The sequence below is a fragment of the Aeromonas sp. s11 genome, from assembly GCF_040907945.1.
Classification (GTDB): domain Bacteria; phylum Pseudomonadota; class Gammaproteobacteria; order Enterobacterales; family Aeromonadaceae; genus Aeromonas; species Aeromonas veronii.
Genome location: NZ_JBFOCU010000056.1, coordinates 71,019 through 87,879, shown reverse-complemented (window position 1 = coordinate 87,879; position 16,861 = coordinate 71,019). Strand labels below are relative to the sequence as shown.

At 61.0% G+C, this 16,861-nt stretch carries 11 protein-coding genes; 2 read left to right on the top strand and 9 right to left on the bottom strand.

The features are described from left to right. Positions 1-70: 70 nt before the first annotated feature. The 7 genes from guaD to mocA all read right to left on the bottom strand — a co-directional run bounded on the left by guaD (position 71) and on the right by mocA (position 12,247). Positions 71-1,387 carry a guanine deaminase gene (gene guaD / locus AB5Y84_RS15830; RefSeq protein WP_005360769.1) on the bottom strand — a complete coding sequence of 439 codons (1,317 nt, stop codon included), beginning with the start codon at positions 1,385-1,387 and terminating at the stop codon, positions 71-73. A 52-nt stretch (positions 1,388-1,439) separates the two neighbouring features. Further along, positions 1,440-2,963, bottom strand: coding sequence for a nucleobase:cation symporter-2 family protein (locus tag AB5Y84_RS15825; RefSeq protein WP_368177340.1), 1,524 nt, complete (start codon positions 2,961-2,963; stop codon positions 1,440-1,442). Positions 2,964-3,058: 95 nt separating this feature from the next. Continuing rightward, positions 3,059-5,956 (bottom strand): molybdopterin-dependent oxidoreductase Mo/Fe-S-binding subunit, encoded by a 2,898-nt coding sequence (locus AB5Y84_RS15820; RefSeq protein WP_368177339.1) that lies wholly within the window; start codon positions 5,954-5,956, stop codon positions 3,059-3,061. Then, the gene (gene ygfM / locus AB5Y84_RS15815; protein ID WP_368177338.1) at positions 5,953-6,729 is read right to left on the bottom strand and encodes a molybdopterin-dependent oxidoreductase FAD-binding subunit; all 777 of its coding nucleotides are present in this window, start codon (positions 6,727-6,729) and stop codon (positions 5,953-5,955) included. Before ygfM ends, AB5Y84_RS15820 begins: the two co-directional genes overlap by 4 nt. Positions 6,730-6,809: 80 nt before the next feature. Continuing rightward, positions 6,810-8,138 (bottom strand): putative aminohydrolase SsnA, encoded by a 1,329-nt coding sequence (ssnA, locus tag AB5Y84_RS15810; protein ID WP_236271391.1) that lies wholly within the window; start codon positions 8,136-8,138, stop codon positions 6,810-6,812. A 30-nt stretch (positions 8,139-8,168) separates the two neighbouring features. Continuing rightward, the gene (gene ygfK / locus AB5Y84_RS15805) at positions 8,169-11,279 is read right to left on the bottom strand and encodes a putative selenate reductase subunit YgfK (RefSeq protein WP_368177337.1); all 3,111 of its coding nucleotides are present in this window, start codon (positions 11,277-11,279) and stop codon (positions 8,169-8,171) included. 332 nt (positions 11,280-11,611) lie between these two features. Beyond that, positions 11,612-12,247: a molybdenum cofactor cytidylyltransferase gene (gene mocA, locus AB5Y84_RS15800; RefSeq protein WP_368177336.1), complete on the bottom strand. Its 636-nt coding sequence runs from the start codon at positions 12,245-12,247 to the stop codon at positions 11,612-11,614. 1 nt (position 12,248) lies between these two features. On the opposite strand from mocA, the gene yqeC reads away from it, so the two are divergent. Then, positions 12,249-13,085, top strand: coding sequence for a selenium cofactor biosynthesis protein YqeC (gene yqeC / locus AB5Y84_RS15795; RefSeq protein WP_368177335.1), 837 nt, complete (start codon positions 12,249-12,251; stop codon positions 13,083-13,085). A gap of 39 nt (positions 13,086-13,124) precedes the next feature. Next, positions 13,125-14,717 (top strand): selenium-dependent molybdenum cofactor biosynthesis protein YqeB, encoded by a 1,593-nt coding sequence (yqeB, locus tag AB5Y84_RS15790; protein WP_368177334.1) that lies wholly within the window; start codon positions 13,125-13,127, stop codon positions 14,715-14,717. A 71-nt stretch (positions 14,718-14,788) separates the two neighbouring features. Here yqeB and AB5Y84_RS15785 read toward each other — a convergent pair whose 3' ends face one another. Next, on the bottom strand, positions 14,789-15,712 hold the full coding sequence (locus tag AB5Y84_RS15785) for a DMT family transporter (protein WP_368177333.1): 924 nt from the start codon (positions 15,710-15,712) through the stop codon (positions 14,789-14,791). A gap of 170 nt (positions 15,713-15,882) precedes the next feature. Further along, positions 15,883-16,815, bottom strand: coding sequence for a carbamate kinase (gene arcC / locus AB5Y84_RS15780; RefSeq protein WP_368177332.1), 933 nt, complete (start codon positions 16,813-16,815; stop codon positions 15,883-15,885). Positions 16,816-16,861: the final 46 nt, after the last annotated feature.

Genomic DNA, 16,861 nt, shown 5'->3' with positions numbered 1-16,861 from the left:
CTGGCGCCCCTGTGGGGCACGCCAGCCGCCGTATTCGTTGGGGCTGCGCCGCGGCAGCCCACTACAAGCCCTACCCCCGTTCATGCACCAGTTGGCCATCCACATAGGTGCGGTAGATGGATCTGTCATCCCCCAGGGTCAACAGCACAAAGAGCTTGTCGCGCAGGGTGGTGGAGTTGTCATAACGCAGCTGCTGCAGCGGGGTGGCGACCGGGTCGAGCACCACGAAGTCCGCCTCCTTGCCCACCGCAAAGCTGCCGATCTTCTCGTCCAGCCCCAGCGAATGGGCGCCGCCCAGGGTGGCCAGATAAAAGGCCTGATAGGCCGAGAGCCGCTCGCCCTGCAACTGCATCACCTTGTAAGCCTCGTTGAGAGTCTGCAGCATATTGAAGGTGGTACCCGCGCCGATGTCGGTGCCCATCCCCACCTTCACCTGCTTGCGCCACGCCTTGTGCAGCTTGAAGAGACCACTGCCGAGATAGAGGTTAGAGGTGGGACAAAACGCGATGGTGGAGCCGGTCTCCTTCAGGCAATCCCACTCCTGCTCTTCCAGATGGACACAGTGGGCAAACACGCAGTTGTGGCCGGTGAGCCCATGCTGGTGATAGACATCGAGATAGCCCTTGTGCGCCGGGAAGAGGGATTTGACCCAGGCGATCTCGTCCTTGTTTTCGCACAGATGGGTGTGCAGATAGGTGGTGGGAAACTCTTCGCGCAGTCGCCGCGCCATCGCCAGCTGCTCGGGTGTCGAAGTGGGTGCAAATCGTGGTGTGATGGCATAGAGCAGGCGACCATTGCCGTGCCAGCGCTCGATAAGCTGCTTGCTCTGCACATAACTGCTCTCGGCGGTATCGAGCAGATAATCGGGCGCATTGCGATCCATCATTACCTTGCCCGCGATCATCCGCATATTGATGCGACTGGCCGCCTCAAACAGGGCGTCTACCGACTCGGGGTGAACGGTGCCGAACACCAGCGCCGTGGTGGTGCCGTTGCGCAGCAACTGCTTGATAAAGAAGGTGGACATCTCGCGGGCATACTCGAGATCGTTGTAGCGCCGCTCGGCGGGGAAGGTGTGGCGGTTGAGCCACTCCAGCAGCTGCTCGCCATAGGCCCCCACCATCTCGCTCTGGGGATAGTGAATGTGGGTATCGACAAAGCCCGGCACTATCATCTTGCCGCGGTAATCCCGCACCCGCACTTCGGTCGGAATGCGATCCTTGCCCTCCTCCCACTCACCAAACCAATCGATGCAGCCGTTGCGAATGATCAGCAGACCATCCTCGATAAGACGTGCGTTGGACTCAATCTCCTCGGGCTGATCTACCACCCGGGTGATATCGAAGAAGCTGCCGCGTACCGCTTTGACAGAGTTGTCGTTTTTCATAACCGTTTCCCTGTTTTTCTTGTTCTGTTGACGTTTTTTGCCGGTTTAACCGTCAGATCCGTTCCACTTGTGGCGCCACCGCCTGCCCGGGCACTGGCTCTGGTGAACCCTCCCCCTTGCTGGCCGATGGCTGGCCTGCACTGCGGGCGGTAAAGCTCACATCCGGCTTGTCGCTCAGCTGGATCACCTCCACAGCCTCGGCATCCCTGACGGCCGCCTTGCGCTTTCGGCTTTGCGGCAACACCAGATTCATGATGATGGCGGTGATGCCGCCGGCGCAGATGGGGTTCTCCACCAGCATGTAAATACCCGCCGGCAGTACCTTGAAGACGTTCGGGTCATAGGAGACCCCGAGCCCAAGACCCAGCGAGGTGGCGACAATCAGGGTCTCCCGCCGATCGAAACCGTGGCTGATGATGATGCGACCACCGGCGATGGCGATCATCGAGAACATGATGACCATGGCGCCCCCCATCACAGGTGACGGTATGGTGGTAAAGAAGCGTCCCACTACGGGGAAGAGCCCCAGCAGCACCAAAATGACGGCAATGAACTTGCCCACATGGCGTGAGGCCACCCCGGTCATCTGGATGACGCCGTTGTTCTGGGCAAAGGTGGTGAGTGGCAAAGAGCCGAGGGCCGAGGCAATGACCGAGACCAACCCATCAGCCAGCACGCCGCCGGAGAGCCGTTTTTGAAACTCGGGACCCTGAATATCCCGGTGGGAGACCATGGCGGTGGCGGTGATGTCCCCCACCGCCTCCAGCACGCTCAACAGATAGATGGTGCCCGCCAGCATAAAGGCGTGAAAATCGAAGGAGAAACCGTACTTGAACGGGATCGGTACCGTAATAAGCGGCAGGTTCTCAAGGGCGGAGAAATCCACCATGCCAAGCATCAGGGCCACCGCATAGCCCACCATCAGCCCGATGGCGATGCCGCTCATCCGCAGCAGCGGGCTTCGGCTGCAGTTGAAGGCGACGATGACACAGAGCACCAAGAGCCCCAGCCCGATGTTCTCGTATTTGCCAAAGGTGCCGCTGCTCATGGCAGAGAAGCCGCCGCCAAAGTCGATGATCCCCACCTTGATAAGGCTCAGGCCAATCATCAGTACCACTACCCCGCTCACGGTCGGGGTGATCACCCGCTTGAGGTAGGGCAGCACAAAGGAGGAGCCCATCACCAGAAAGGCACCGACAAAAGAGACCCCGAGCAGGGTCGAGACGATCAGCTCCTCATGGATGCCATCTTTTTTCATGGCGCCGCCGAGGGCGATCATCACGGTCACGAAGGAGAAGTTGACCGACTGGATGGAGAGCAGCCCAGACCCGATGGGGCCATAACGGTTCACCTGCAGCCAGGTGCCGATACCGGAGGCGATCATCGCCATGGAGACCAGATAGGCGGTGGTCTCGGTGGAGAGGCCCAGGGCGCCGCCGACGATCAGCGCCGGGGTTACCATGGGAACAAAAATGGCCAGCAGATGGGTCACTGCACCCATCAGGGTTTGATAAAACGGGGGTTTGTCTTCCAGCTCGTAAATGAGATCCGAGTGCTTGCGTGTTGTTTTAGACATCGTGTTTGTCCCATCACACAGAATGTAGGCGGAGTACTCATTCCGCCGTCAGGCGCTGGGGGCGAGCTGGCGCCCGCCCCTCACCTTTTCTTTTGTTATGCCGACACTTTTTGCTCCAGCTTGCCCAGTTCGCGCAGGATCTGCTCCGGCGTGAAGTGCCACTTGCGCAGCCAGACACCGCAGGCGTCGTGGATCGCGGTGGCGATGGCAGGCGCCGCGCCGTTCACCCCGATCTCCGAGATGGACTTGGCGCCGTAAGGGCCAACCTTGTCATCACTCGGTACCAGGAAGGCCCGGAAGTCGCGCGGAATGTCGCCAATCTTGGGCGCGCCATAACTCTTGAGATCCCGGGTGAGCGGGATGCCCTTGCTGTCGTAGCAGATCTCTTCGGTCATGGTGTGGCCGATGGCCCGCATGGTCGCCCCGTAGATCTGGCCGAGGGCCAGCTCCGGGTTGATGGGGGTACCGCAGTCGAGCAGGGCGTAGAACTTGTCGAGGCGGATCTCGCCGGTTCTGACGTTGACCGCCACCTCGGCGAAGTTGGCCCCATACGGGAAGGCAAGCTCAGAGGTGATGTAGCTGGCAGTGCCCACCAGAATACCGAAGCCGGTACCGGTCTCCGCCTTGTGGGCCAGCTTGGCGAGGCTCACCTCCCCCTGCTTGCCGCGCACTATGCCCGGATGAACCAGCTCTACGTCTTCGACCGGCTCGCCCAGCATGGCGGCGCCGTGGAACAGGATCTTCGCCTTGAGGTTCTCGGCCGCCATCTTGGCCGCATTGCCGGAGAAGCAGGTGCCTGACGAGGCGTAAGCCCCCTTGTCGAACAGGGCGTGGTCGGTGTCGCCAGAGATCACATGCACATCGCTGAGCGGGCAACCGAGCACCTCGGCGGTCAGCTTGGCCACCACGGTATCGAGGCCGGTGCCGATATCGGCGCCACCGGAGTGGACGATAAAGGTGCCGTCCGATTCCAGCTTGACCATGCAGTTGGCCTGATCGATATCCGGGATCCCCGATTTTTGCATGATGATGGCGACGCCACGGCCGATGCGCCAATCCCCGTCAGCGGGTTTGGGGCTATCCCAGGCAATCAGTTCGCGACCCAGCTTGAGGATGGGTTCGAGGGCACAGCTGGCTGCATGGGGTACCGAAGTGGGCATCTTGCCCTCGCCGATGGCACCCAGCACCTTGAGGATGTCCCCTTCGTGCACCCGGTTGTGCTCCACCATGTCGAGCTGATCGATGCCCAGTTTCTCGGCAAGTTCCGCAATCGCCATGGTCAGCGCGAAGTTTCCCTTGGGCGCGCCATAACCCTGATAGGCGCCGGTCGGGCAGATGTTGCTGTAGTAGGTGTTGACGGTAAAGCGCACGTTGTCGCACGGATAGAGCGGCAAAGAGAGCGCCGGGCCGTTGCTCGGCACCGTCAATGAGTGGTTGCCATAAGGGCCGGTATTGGCGCGAAAATCCATGTCGATGGCGGTGATGGTGCCATCTTTTTTGGCCCCCACTTTCACCTTTACCTTGGCCACGTGGCGGGAGGTGTTGCTGATGAACTCCTCTTCACGGGAGTAGCGGAAGGTGACGGGACGGCCGGTGACCTTGGTCGCCCAGGCGCACACCTCTTCCAGCAGGATGTCCTGCTTGGAGCCAAAGCCGCCCCCTACCCGCTCCTTGATCACATGCACCTGATGTTGCTTGAGACCGACGATGCGCGCCACCTGACGGCGCACGTGCCACGGCACCTGAGTGGATGCATGAATGACCAGACGATCCCCATCCATGTAGGTGAAGCAGATATGCGGCTCGGTCGGGCACTGCTGGGCCTGGGTCGATTCGTAGGTGCGCTCGACGATCTCGTCCGCCTCGGCAAAGCCTTTGGCCACGTCACCGATCTGGCCATGGACGCTGGCGGCCAGGTTCTCGTGGGGGCGGGAGCCGATGGGGAAGTTGATGATCATGTGCTCGTCGCCGCGGCGCACCGAGCAGGCGTTCTGCTGCTCGAGATCCGCCGGCGCACCGGCCATGTAGATAATGGGTTCGTCGTGCACCAGTGGTGCATTGGGGGCCATCGCTTCATCGATGGTCATGACCGCAGGCAGCACCTGATACTCGACATCGATGAGTTTGAGGGCCGCCAGAGCGACAGCTTCACTCTCGGCCACCACGGCGGCGACCCTGTCACCTACGTGGCGCACCTTGCGGCTGAACATACGGCGATCAAGCGGTGACGGCTCGGGGGCACTCTGGCCACCCGGGGTGTAAAACACATCCGGGCAGTTGAGATAGGTAATGACATGCACGACACCCGGCAGCGCCTCGGCGCGGCTCACATCGAGTTTGGTGATCACCGCATGGGGATGGGGACTGCGCAGCATCTTGATGATCAGCGCATCTTCAGTAACCCGATCCTCCACGTAGCAGGGCTTGGCCTGCACCATCTTGGCGGCGTCCACTTTTGGGCAGCTCTTGCCGATATGGCGCAAATCGTCGCGAAACTCGGGGGCGATCTGGCACAGGTAATCGGGATCCTTCATCCGTGAGCAAGCGAGCTCGATGGCCTGATAGAACTGCTGATAACCGCCATCGCGGTGAAACAGGCCCGAGAGGGCATCGTCGATTTGATCACGGGTCGGTTCGGGATGGCGATCAAGCAGGTCGGTGACGATGAGCGCGGCGGCCGGATCGTTGTAGCCGGACTGCACCACGCCCACATCCACCATTGCCTGCTGTACCAGACTGAGCTGGTTCCAGCTGCCCAGCGACTCGGCGGTGCGCACGTCTGCTCCATCCAGCTGGGCGGCGATCAGCAGGGAGGCGTTGATCACCTTGCCATTGAAGAGAATGGCGTCGGAGCCGGCAAAACCGAAGCCGTCGTCACTGTTGCGCACCGAGTGCATCCGGCATTGGTTGAACAGCACCCGTTGGGCATTGTCACCGGCCTTGCAGATGACGGTGCGCAGGGCACCGTTCAGGGTAAAGTTGAGTTCCATCATGCTTGCACCTCCTGCTGCTGGCAGTCCACCAGCAGATCCGCCACTACCACGCCGGTGATATACCGCTTGTAACTTATGCTGCCCGCCAAATCCTCACGGGGCGCAATCAGCTCGCTCACGGCGGCCTCCAGCGCGGCATCGTGCAGTTCGCGGCGCTCCAGATCCCGCAGACGCATCGGCTGCGGAGTAACGCCAGCGACGGCCACCCGCATCTCGCCAATGCTGTCGAGGGCCACGGCGGCGGTCATCACCGCCAAGCCGTCGGCGTTGCGGCTGATGCGGCGAGTGGCGCAGCGCAATTCAGGCTCCGGCAGCACAATCCCCAGCACCAGGGCATTGCGCTGGCCCGCCAGATAGGCGTCGATGGGTTGCAGCAGGTTGTTCTCCAGCACCACCACGGCTTCGAGTACCAGCAGTACCGGCAGCAGCGGGGAGTCCTGCTGTTGGCAGGCAAGTTCGCCGCCGAGGGTGGCCTGATTGCGCACATGGCGGGAGTAGACAAACCCCAGTGCCTCGCACAGGGCGGCCGGGGTACGGGGGTCGTCTTTGAGGGCTTGCAGGGTGACGGTGGCGCCGATATGGAGCTGGCCATGCTGTTGCTCAATCTGGTTCAGTCCCAGCTTGTCCAGTGAAATAGCGACCTTCTTGTCGGTGCGAGTCGGAGCGGCGTTAAGCTTGCTGCCGCCCCCCATGTAGACGGCGTCGTTGCCGAAACTGGCCTTGAGTTCCAAAGCCTGACCCAGTTGCTCGGGTCGGAAGAATTGCTCAATCATGTGTCGTCCTTACTCTTGCTGCCCGCCGCCGGGAAAATCCACAGGGCGGGCAATCCGGTCCAAAACTGTGGAAGGTGGCCTTAGGCCAGCTGATCCATCCGTTGCCACAGGCGGCTCGCCACCTTGCTGGCCTGCTCGTAAATGGGCGCGACGTCAAAGGCGAACTCGCGATCCTGATAGACCATGCGCCCCTCCACCATCACGCTGTTGACGCTGTTCGATCCCATACCAAAGGCGAGATGGCCGCCGAGGTTGCGCGGCGCCAGCGGGGTCGGTGCGTCGTAGTCGCAAATGGTGAGGTCGGCCTTGTAGCCCGGCTCCAGGCGGCCAAATTTGGCACCGAAGTTGCGCTCCAGCAGGGTGTTGCCGTTCCAGAGGAAGCGGGCAAAGCTGTCGGGCCACAGGGCGCCGCCGGCATCCTTGTGTTTGAAGTAGGCGAACTTGAGCTCTTCGAGCATGTCGGAGCCGATACCATCGGTGCCAAGCGCCAGATTGCGATACTCCGGCAGGTGCATGTTGTAGCCCACGTGGTTGTTCATGTTGGAGCGGGCGTTGTGCACCAGGAAGGCATCGCGGCTGTTGAGCAGCTCAATGTCGGCCGGGCTCAGGTAGATGCCGTGGGCGACAAGCGACTTGCTGTCGATAAGGCCAAACTCGTCCAACCGGGCGATGGGCTCCTTGCCATAGTGGTGGTGGCCGTGAGCCATGTCGTAACGGTCTTCCGCCACATGGATATGCAGGCCGCGACCGGTGACCTGCACCGCTTCGCGCAGCATGGCCAGCCCCTCGTCCGGTACCGTAAAGGGGGCGTGGGCGCCGATATGAGCTTCCACCAGATAGGGTTCGTTCCCCTTGGCCTTGGCGGCATCGATGGCTTGGGCGAACAGGATGTTCTCCTCCACCCCGGCCTGCAGTTCGGCGAGGCCGCCGTTGCGATCCGTGGTCTCGAAGCAGGTCATGCCGCGCAGGCCCGCCTCCATAAACCCTTTGCGCAACACGTTCAGGGAGCCCTTGATGAAGTTGGGCGAAGCGTGGTGGTCGATCACCGCGCTGCAACCGCTCTTGATCGCCTCCAGTGAGCAGATAAGGCCGCTGTAGTAGAGGGACTCTTCATCGAGCGCCCGATCCAGCCGCCACCAGAGGTTTTTCAGGGTGGAGATAAAATCCGGGCAGGGGGCGATGTTGGCCATGATCCCCCGCGACAGGCCGGAGTAGAAGTGGTTATGGGCACAGACGATGCCCGGCATCACCAGCTTGCCCCCCATCTCCCGATAGTTGGCCTCCGGGTAGAGGGCACGCAGATTGGGCCCCACCGCTTTGATAAGGGTGCCTTCGATGGCAATATCCACCCCTTCCAGCACCCGGGTCGGCTCCAGCTGGACGGCGGTGACGTTCTTCAGAATAAACATGGTTTGCTCCTTCGCTTATTCGTTATTCGCTCAGGCCTCGACGGCCCCCAGCAGGTAGTGGTGATGGGCATGGACATGGCTGATGATGCGGCACATGTCGCCAAGGGCCGCTGGCGCATCCTTGATCCGGCTCTGGGCGTCGATGGTCAGGCGATAGGTCTCGCCGCCCTGACGCACCCGCAGTTCGCCACCATCCGCCAGATAGAAACCGGGGTTGCGGCTGTTGTCGAAGTCCTCGGGCAGGCTGAAGATGGTGACCTTGTCCTGATAGGGCTTGCCCTGCCACGGGCAGAACTGGGCGCAGTTGCCACATTCGTTGCAGTAGGCATCCAGGTGCAAGGTCTGGAACTGGTCTTTGAAGCCCGGCACCGCGATGGCGACGTTGGCCCGGTTGGGGCAGACATCCACGCACTTGCTGCAGAGGTAGTTGCACTCGAGGCAACGGTGCGCCTCTTGCGCCACGAAGGCATCACGCTCGTTCTTGTCGACCATGGTGACGGCGATGCTCCCCTTGCGGCGGTAGATCTCATCCTTGCCCGACGGCTGGATGGTCACTTCACTCTGCTGGCTGGCGATATGCTCGCGAGAGAGCACCAGATCCGCGGCGCGGCGGGCACCACCGATGGCACCGACGATGGAGGACGGGCCACTCTGCACGTCACCGATGAGGAAGACGTTGCGACGGCTGGTTTCGCCAGTCTGGCTATCCACCTCGGGCCAGCCATCGCTGCCAAGAGGAATGCCCATCGCTTTCAATACTTCGCAATCAGGCTGCTCGCCGATGGCGGTGATCAGCGCATCCATCTGCATCACTTCGGTCTGCTCGGTGGGCACAGGACGGCGGCGGCCCTGCTCGTCAGGATCCCCCAGCGCCATCATCCGCACGGTGAGCTTGCCATCTTTGTCAAAGCGCTCCGGATTGGTGAGGAAGCAGAAACGTACCCCATCCTCTACCGCTTCCAGAACCTCCTCGCGATAGGCGGGCATCTCTTTTTCGCTGCGACGGTAGATCACGGTCACATCGCTGACACCGGGCACCTTGAGGGCGGCGCGGGCGCAGTCCATGGCGGTGTTACCGGCGCCGATCACCGCCACATGGCGGCCCAGCGGCAGCGGTTTGCCCTGATTGAAGCTGCGCAGGAAGTGGAAGGATTTGTAAATCCGCTCGTGACCCCCCTCGAGGCGCATGCCGCCATTCTTGTCGGCGCCGATGCCGACGAAGACATAGGTAAAGCCCTGGGCGTGCAGCTTGTCGACGGTGAGCGCCGGATCGCAGCCAAACTCGAACTTGACCCCGTGAGCGGCGACAAAGTCGATGTCATGCTGGATAAGCTCCGCTGGGATGCGGAACTCGGGGATGATGTGCTTGACCACGCCACCGGCATCCGCTTCGCGCTCGAACACGGTGACCGGGTGACCGGCACGGGCCAGGAAGTAACCGGCGGAGAGACCGGCAGGACCGGCGCCAATCACCGCAACCGGGTGCTTGTCACCACTGCCTGCCGGTTTGTGCCAGCGGGCCTTGTACCCTTCCCAGCCGCGCTCCAGCGCCACTTTTTTCAGCTCACGGATATTGAGCGCGCTGTCGTAATCGAGACGGGTGCAGTTGTACTGGCACTGGTGATCGCAGATATGGCCGGTGATGGCGGGCAAGGCGTTGCGCTGATAAATCAGCTCAAGGGCCGCCACATACTCCCCCTCGCCCATCAGGCGAATGTACTCGGGGATATCCTGGTGCACGGCGCAGGCGGTGACGCAGGGCGCCACGTAGCAGTCAGTCAGCGGCAGACCGCCGCCCACTTCGATGCGATCCTCGGACTTCCACTCCTTCTGGGTATAATCCATGGTGAGCGCCTTGGCGGCCAGCGCCTCCAGCTTGGCCACATCCACCTGACTCATGCCCCAGCTGTCAGAGGCGTCGATCTCTTTGAGACACTCAATCTGGCGCAGGTAGCCACCCGGTTTGAGCAGGTCGGTGGCCATGGTGATGGGACGAATACCGGTCTCGAAGATCTCCGCGATGTTGAACTTGCTGGCACCACCGGAGTAGGAGATGGGCAGCTTGCCATCGAAGGCGCGGGACAGCACGGCAGCCACGTTGATGGAGAGGGGGAACAGCGCGCGGCCGGACATATACATCTCATCGCCGGGCAGCGCCCCCTTGCGGTTGATGGTGCCAAGGGTGTTGGTGAGCTTGACCCCGAAGGTGAGCCCCTTCTCGGCCCCCAGCGCCATCAAACGGGTCAGCATCGCCTTGGCCTGATCCAGCTTGAGGTCGTGATCGAACGACTCTTCGCTCAGACCAATGTAATCAAAGCCACAGGTATCGAGGATCTCGCGCACCCGCGGGTAGCCCAGCAGGGTCGGGTTCAATTTGACGAAGGTGTTGAGCCCCTTCTCTTCCAGCATGTAGCGGCAGATGGCCTCAATTTCGTTCGGCGGGCAGCCGTGCATGGTGGAGAGGGTGACGCCGTGAACCAGATTGGCCGGGATACGATCCACCAGCTGTTGCAGGCGATCGCGGCGCGCCCCCAGTCCCAGCTCGGCGATAAACTGCTCGTCGGCCACCAGCTCGCGCAGCACCTGCTGGTACTCGGCAAATTTCGGAGTGCTGCTGGCATCCATCAGACTGTGGATAAACTGCTGCATCGGTGGCTGTTTGATGCCATCGAGGTTGTAACCCACACTCATATTGAAGATGAAGGACTTGGCCTCTCCGTCGAGCCGCGGGTCGAACACCTCTTCCAGCAGGTAGAGGGCAAACCAGGCTTTCAGATACTCGTCAAATGCCTTGGGCAGAGTGAACTCGGTGGACCACTCTGTGTTGAAGCACTCATCCTCGGCATCGATACAGGGCTTTTCCAGTTCGAGACGGTCCAGGATCTGCACCGTCTTGAGCTCGATAAAGCGCCCGCCGGTCAGCCAGGAAGTGACGATGTTCTGGGCCAACTGGGTATGGGGGCCAGCTGCCGGGCCAATGGGGGTCTCGCAGGTTTCACCGAACACCTTGATCTTGCGCTCGTCCTGCTTGCGATAGAATTGCGCGGCGGGAATACCGAAAATGCTCTGACTCTCTTTATATTCCGCGAAAATACGGGTCAGCAGGTTCTTGAACGGAACGGGTCGCATAATATCGCCCATGGTTATCTCCTTGCAGCTGTTCTGCCCATTGGCAGCATGAATAAATGGGATATCCCGCACGGGCATTATCCCTTTGCAAGGAGAAGAGCAACAATCAGGCCACTACAGTTACAAAACTATTTTTTAGGGTGAAAGCGTGAGACAGCTCCAATTAATGATGAGAATTTACGATGCCACCATTATGGGTATTGCGAGTAGTTATCAATTACTCTGGAATTTACTTAATGAGCAATTCAAAAAGAACTCACTCTATCAGATCAAGTGCGAGAAATATCACTTTGATACGCCATTCATCTCCCCATTATCTTTTTAAAACAGGGTTATTTCGTGGGCTAACTCTCATTTTCAAGAATGCCATCCAGCAGCGCCTGATAGCGCTCCGGGGTATCCACATCAAACAGGATAGCGGGGCTGTCAACTGGCACCATACGGTGCGGATGCCCTTGCAACCAGCGCCGTACCGACGACTGCACCGGGGCCGCTGCCAACTCGCGGGCAAGGGATTTTGGCAGCAACACCGGATGGCCCGCCTCCCCCTGCCAGGTAGGGAAAAGAGCCTCACAGCCCCGTGCCTGCCAGAGCTGTTGATAGACCTCGCGCGGGATACAGGGGAGATCCCCGTGGCTGATAAAGAGGTAGTCAGCGTCACTGGCCGCCAGGGCGCAGCGGATGGAGCTACCCAGTCCCTGCCGATAGTCTGGGTTGTGGACGACAACAATATCCGGCCGTGATCCGTAGCGGGCTTCAAGCTCCTCGCCACGATGGCCCACCACCAGAATAACCCGCTGACAAAAGGCCAAGGCATTTTTGAGACTTGCATCAAGCATTGTCCCCTGGCAATAAGGTAGCATCATTTTCCAGGTACCCATTCGGGAAGATAAACCCGCCGCCGTTATTATACAGTCACACTGCACTTGTTCCTGGCAACGTTGTTTTCCACTCCCTTCGATATTTATTTTGGTCGTCATTATGTCGCTACCACACGTTGTTGCTGTCGCATTTCCAGATATAGAACCGCTATTAAACTCGCTCACCCAAAATATTGATAGCCATACTACCTTAATTAGCCTCTGCGGCGCCGGCGGAAAAACCAGCACCCTGTTCTGGCTGGCGGAATATTTTTATAAACAGGGTAAAAGGGTGCTAATTACCACCACCACCCGGATGTTTCTGCCAGCACCGTCACACTATCGGGAATTGATTATCGAGACGGATCCCGTTCGTCAACTTACCCGCTGTCAGGCTCTGCCGGATGGCCCGACCCTGGTTGCCCTGTTCAGCCATCTCGACGAGCGCACCGGCAAGGTTGCAGGGCCTGATCTGCGCCAAATCGACCTGCTCAAAGGACAGCAGCGCTTCGATCTCATCCTGGTCGAAGCGGATGGCGCCCATCACAAGTTATTGAAAGTGCCCGCTTTGCACGAACCTTGCATTCCACACCAGAGTGACTGGGTGATCGCCCTGCTGGGCGGCGCCATGGTGGGAGCCAATGCCGAACCGGCGCAGATCCACCGCTGGGCTGAATTGCAGGCCCTGTGCGGGATTGCGGCGGGTGAGCCACTTGACTGGGCACTGTTTGACAGGCTGCTCTCCCACCCCGAGGGGGTGTTCAAGGGCACCCCGCCCGGGGCGCGCCGGATCTGGTTTATCAATGGCGATTATCAAAATGAGGCGTCATGGCTGGCGGAATTGATAAAGCTGCAGAGCCGCCACCCCGAGATCCACGCCATCTGGCAGGGGGCCGTGCGCGAATCACCCCCCATCCGCCACCTGATCTGCACAGCTCCGCACGGGGAGGCGCTTTAGCCTCACCCCTGACGTTTTAAGGATGAAAAGAGGTACCTTATGAATCTGTTTGCACACGCAGCCCGACTGGAACAGGAGAACACGCCGTTTGCCATGGCCCAGATCATCGAGAGCCGGGGCTCCACCCCGCGCCATCAGGCCCAGATGCTGGTGATGGCCGATGGCCAGATCCTCGGTACCATCGGCGGCGGCATGATCGAGCGGCTGGTGATCGAGGAAGCGATGGCTGCCATTGTCGAGCGCAAGCCGCGCATCTTCCACGGCCGGATGGCACGCAACGGTGAGCATGCAGTCGGGTCGGATTGCGGTGGTGCCATGTCGGTCTATATCGATGTCTATGGTCTGCGACCACGGCTGGTGCTCATTGGTGCCGGTCACGTCAACCGGGCTGTGGCCCATGCTGCGGCGCCGCTCGGCTTTGATGTCCATGTAGGGGATTGCTTCGAGGGGAGCCTCAACCCTGACCTCTTCCCAGCTGGTACCCATCTGGTGCAGGCCGATACAATCAGCGCGGTGATCGAGAAACTGGCCATCGAGCACGCCAACTTCGTCATCATCGCCACCAACCATCAGGACAAGGAGGCGCTGGATCGGCTCATCAGCTATCCCCTCGCCTATCTGGGGCTGCTCGCCAGCAAGCGCAAGGTGCAGACCTTCACCCAGGCGCTGCGCCAGCAAGGGGTGAGCCAGGAGCAACTGCAGCAGCTGCACGCCCCCATCGGTTACAACATCGGAGCCGAGACCCCCGAGGAGATCGCCATCAGCATCCTCGCCGAACTGCTGCAGGTGAAAAACGGCAAAGCGGGTGGGCTGATGCAGGACGATGTGCGCCTCAAGCGGGATCAGCTGGTGGTGATGCGTGGCTCAGGCGATATCGCGACGGGGGTGGCACTGCGACTGCACAATGCCGGTTTCAAGGTAGTGATGCTGGATCTCGACAAGCCCACGGTGATCCGCCGCTCCGTCGCCTTCGCTCAAGGGATGTTCGATGGCGAAACCAGCGTCGAGGGTGTGCGCGCCAAGCGGGTCGAGAGCGTTGAGCAAGCGTTCGAGCAGCTGGATCGGGGCATCATTCCGCTGCTGGTTGACCCCGACTGCGCCACCCTCGCCGAGCTCAAGCCCCGCTATCTGGTGGATGCCATCCTCGCCAAGCAGAATCTCGGCACCCACAAGGAGATGGCCCCCATTACGGTAGCCCTCGGCCCGGGCTTTGAGGCGGGGCGCGACTGCGATGCGGTCATTGAGACCAACCGTGGTCACCATCTGGGGCGGGTTATCTATCAGGGCCCCGCCCAGCCCAACACCGGCATTCCCGGGGTGATCGAGGGGCACTCCGCACGCCGGGTGGTGCGAGCCCCCGTCGCCGGGGTGATGAAGAGCATTATCAAGCTCGGTGATCTGGTGCAGGAGGGGGATGTGATTGCCCATGTAGGGGATGCCCCCATTATCGCGCCCCTCTCCGGCATGGTACGGGGGCTGCTCAGTGATGGCATCGAGGTGCCAGTCGGCTTCAAGATTGGCGATATCGACCCGCGTGGCGAGCGCGCCGATGCCACCACCGTCTCTGACAAGGCTCGCGCCATCGGCGGCGCCGTGCTGGAAGCCATGATGCATCTGGCCCAGCGCAGATAAGAGAGTGTTCTTAAAACCAGAAGGGCCCGCCATGATGGCGGGCCCTTTTTATCTCTTCGCTGGCAATCGGCTCAACCGTGCTTGATGCGGGTCTCCCCCGCCACCGATACCACGGAGCGCTTGCCCTTGCGGCTAATCACCAACAACGCCAGTACGATAAGGGCGATGCCGCTCCCCTCCACCGGCCCCGGATTTTCGCCGAGCAGCCACCAAGAGAGCAGCACACCGGTCACCGGCACCGCCAGGGTGCTGAGGCTGGCGATCCCGGCCGGCAGCTTTTTCAGCACGAACAGCCAGAGGCTCCAGGCCAGTGCCGTGGCGAAGATGGCGCTGTAGGCGAGCGCGCCAAACACATAGGGCTGCCAGTCGATGGGTCGCTCCGGCACCAGAGCCGCCACCACTGCCATCACCATGGTGGCGTAGATCATCTGCCAGGTGGTGAGGGACATCAGATCCACCGCGGGATGGCGGGCATACATCCGCTTGGCGATGATGGCGCTGATCCCCCAGCAGATGCCGGAGGCAATCCCCAGCAGCGCACTCTTCATGGAATCGAGATGCAGCTGCCAGGGCTCGATCACCAGCAGCAGACCGCAGGCGGCCACCCCGACTGCCAGATAGTGGAGCTTGCGCATCCGCTCGCCGAGAAAGAGCGCCGCGAAAATCACCACCCAGAACGGCATGGTGTAGCTCAGAATAGCCACCTTGCCCGCCCCGCCGCTGATCAGCGCCCACTGGGCCAACCCCACCATGCCGCAGGTCTGGAACAGGGCGATGGCGAGGGTATAGCGAAACGGGGTGGGTTTGAGATAACGGCGCCCGCGCAGGGCCAATACCAGCAGCAGAACCAGAGATCCGCACAGGCAGCGCAGGGCGGTGAACTCGAACGCCCCCGCGTAGAGCATCACCTGCTTCATCACGATCCAGCTGTAACTCCAGATGGCGGTGAGCAGGATCAATCCCACCAACGCCGCCATATTGATCTTTCCGCTCATTTACTTGTTACTCACCTCTTGTCACTCATTCGCCGGATCTGCTCTCGGCGTCTTGCCCGCGCTTGAAGGCGGCCATCTTACGCCGCTCATCGTCCGCTGACCATGACTGCCCCAAAATGAACAAGGGGGCCGACGGCCCCCGCAATCACACTCAACCCGAGCTGGAACGCCTAGCGGCTGATAAGGGTTCCCGTCTTGCCGGCAATGCCATCGGCGGCCTTCTCCAGCAAGGTGATCAGAGATTTACGTCCCGGCATAGATGTGGCAAACGAGAGCGCCGCCTCCACCTTGGGCAGCATGGAGCCCTTGGCAAACTGCCCCTGCTCGATAAAGCACTGAGCATCCTCCACGCTCAGCTGATCGAGCCACTGCACATCGGGCTTGCCGAAGTTGATGGCCACTTTCTCTACCGCGGTAAGGATGATCAGCATATCGGCGTCGATAAGCTCCGCCAGCTTGGCACTGGCCCAATCCTTGTCGATCACCGCACTGGCACCACGCAGGTGATTGCCTTCGCGCAGCACCGGAATGCCGCCGCCACCGACGGTGATCACCACCTGACCGGCGGCCAGCATGGCGGAGACTGTCTCCTTCTCGATGATGTCGACGGGTTTGGGGGATGCCACTACCCGGCGATAGCCACGACCGGCATCCTCTTTGAGCCGCTCGCCCTTGGCTATCAGCGCCTCGGCCTCCTCCTTGCTGAAGAAGCCGCCGATGGGCTTGCTCGGGTCAAGGAAGGCGGGATCATTTTTATCCACCTCCACTTGCGTCACCAGCGTGGCGACCGGCTTGTGGATGCCGCGTTCCAGCAGGGCTTCACGCAGGGCATTTTGCAGGTCATAACCGATATAGCCCTGACTCAAGGCCACACAGACCGACATGGGCAGATGGGGGGATTTTGGCTCGTGGCGGGCCGCCACTTCGAACGCCTGCTGGATCATCCCCACCTGCGGCCCGTTGCCGTGGGTCACCACCACCTCGTGCCCCTGGGCGATCAGGTCGGCGATGGTGTGCGCCGTGCTCTGCACCGCCTTCATCTGCTCGGGCAGGTTGTTGCCCAGCGCATTGCCACCAAGGGCCAGTACGATTCGCTGTTTCATCTTGTGCTCTCCGATGATAAGGGTGGGCCGGCGTCATACCGGCTCG

What these genes read in the sequence shown, in the direction of transcription:
- guaD (WP_005360769.1), bottom strand. Translation starts at nt 1,387, where the DNA reads ATGAAAAACGACAACTCTGTCAAAGCGGTACGCGGCAGCTTCTTCGAT.
- AB5Y84_RS15825 (WP_368177340.1), bottom strand. Translation starts at nt 2,963, where the DNA reads ATGTCTAAAACAACACGCAAGCACTCGGATCTCATTTACGAGCTGGAA.
- AB5Y84_RS15820 (WP_368177339.1), bottom strand. Translation starts at nt 5,956, where the DNA reads ATGATGGAACTCAACTTTACCCTGAACGGTGCCCTGCGCACCGTCATC.
- ygfM (WP_368177338.1), bottom strand. Translation starts at nt 6,729, where the DNA reads ATGATTGAGCAATTCTTCCGACCCGAGCAACTGGGTCAGGCTTTGGAA.
- ssnA (WP_236271391.1), bottom strand. Translation starts at nt 8,138, where the DNA reads ATGTTTATTCTGAAGAACGTCACCGCCGTCCAGCTGGAGCCGACCCGG.
- ygfK (WP_368177337.1), bottom strand. Translation starts at nt 11,279, where the DNA reads ATGGGCGATATTATGCGACCCGTTCCGTTCAAGAACCTGCTGACCCGT.
- mocA (WP_368177336.1), bottom strand. Translation starts at nt 12,247, where the DNA reads ATGACGACCAAAATAAATATCGAAGGGAGTGGAAAACAACGTTGCCAG.
- yqeC (WP_368177335.1), top strand. Translation starts at nt 12,249, where the DNA reads ATGTCGCTACCACACGTTGTTGCTGTCGCATTTCCAGATATAGAACCG.
- yqeB (WP_368177334.1), top strand. Translation starts at nt 13,125, where the DNA reads ATGAATCTGTTTGCACACGCAGCCCGACTGGAACAGGAGAACACGCCG.
- AB5Y84_RS15785 (WP_368177333.1), bottom strand. Translation starts at nt 15,712, where the DNA reads ATGAGCGGAAAGATCAATATGGCGGCGTTGGTGGGATTGATCCTGCTC.
- arcC (WP_368177332.1), bottom strand. Translation starts at nt 16,815, where the DNA reads ATGAAACAGCGAATCGTACTGGCCCTTGGTGGCAATGCGCTGGGCAAC.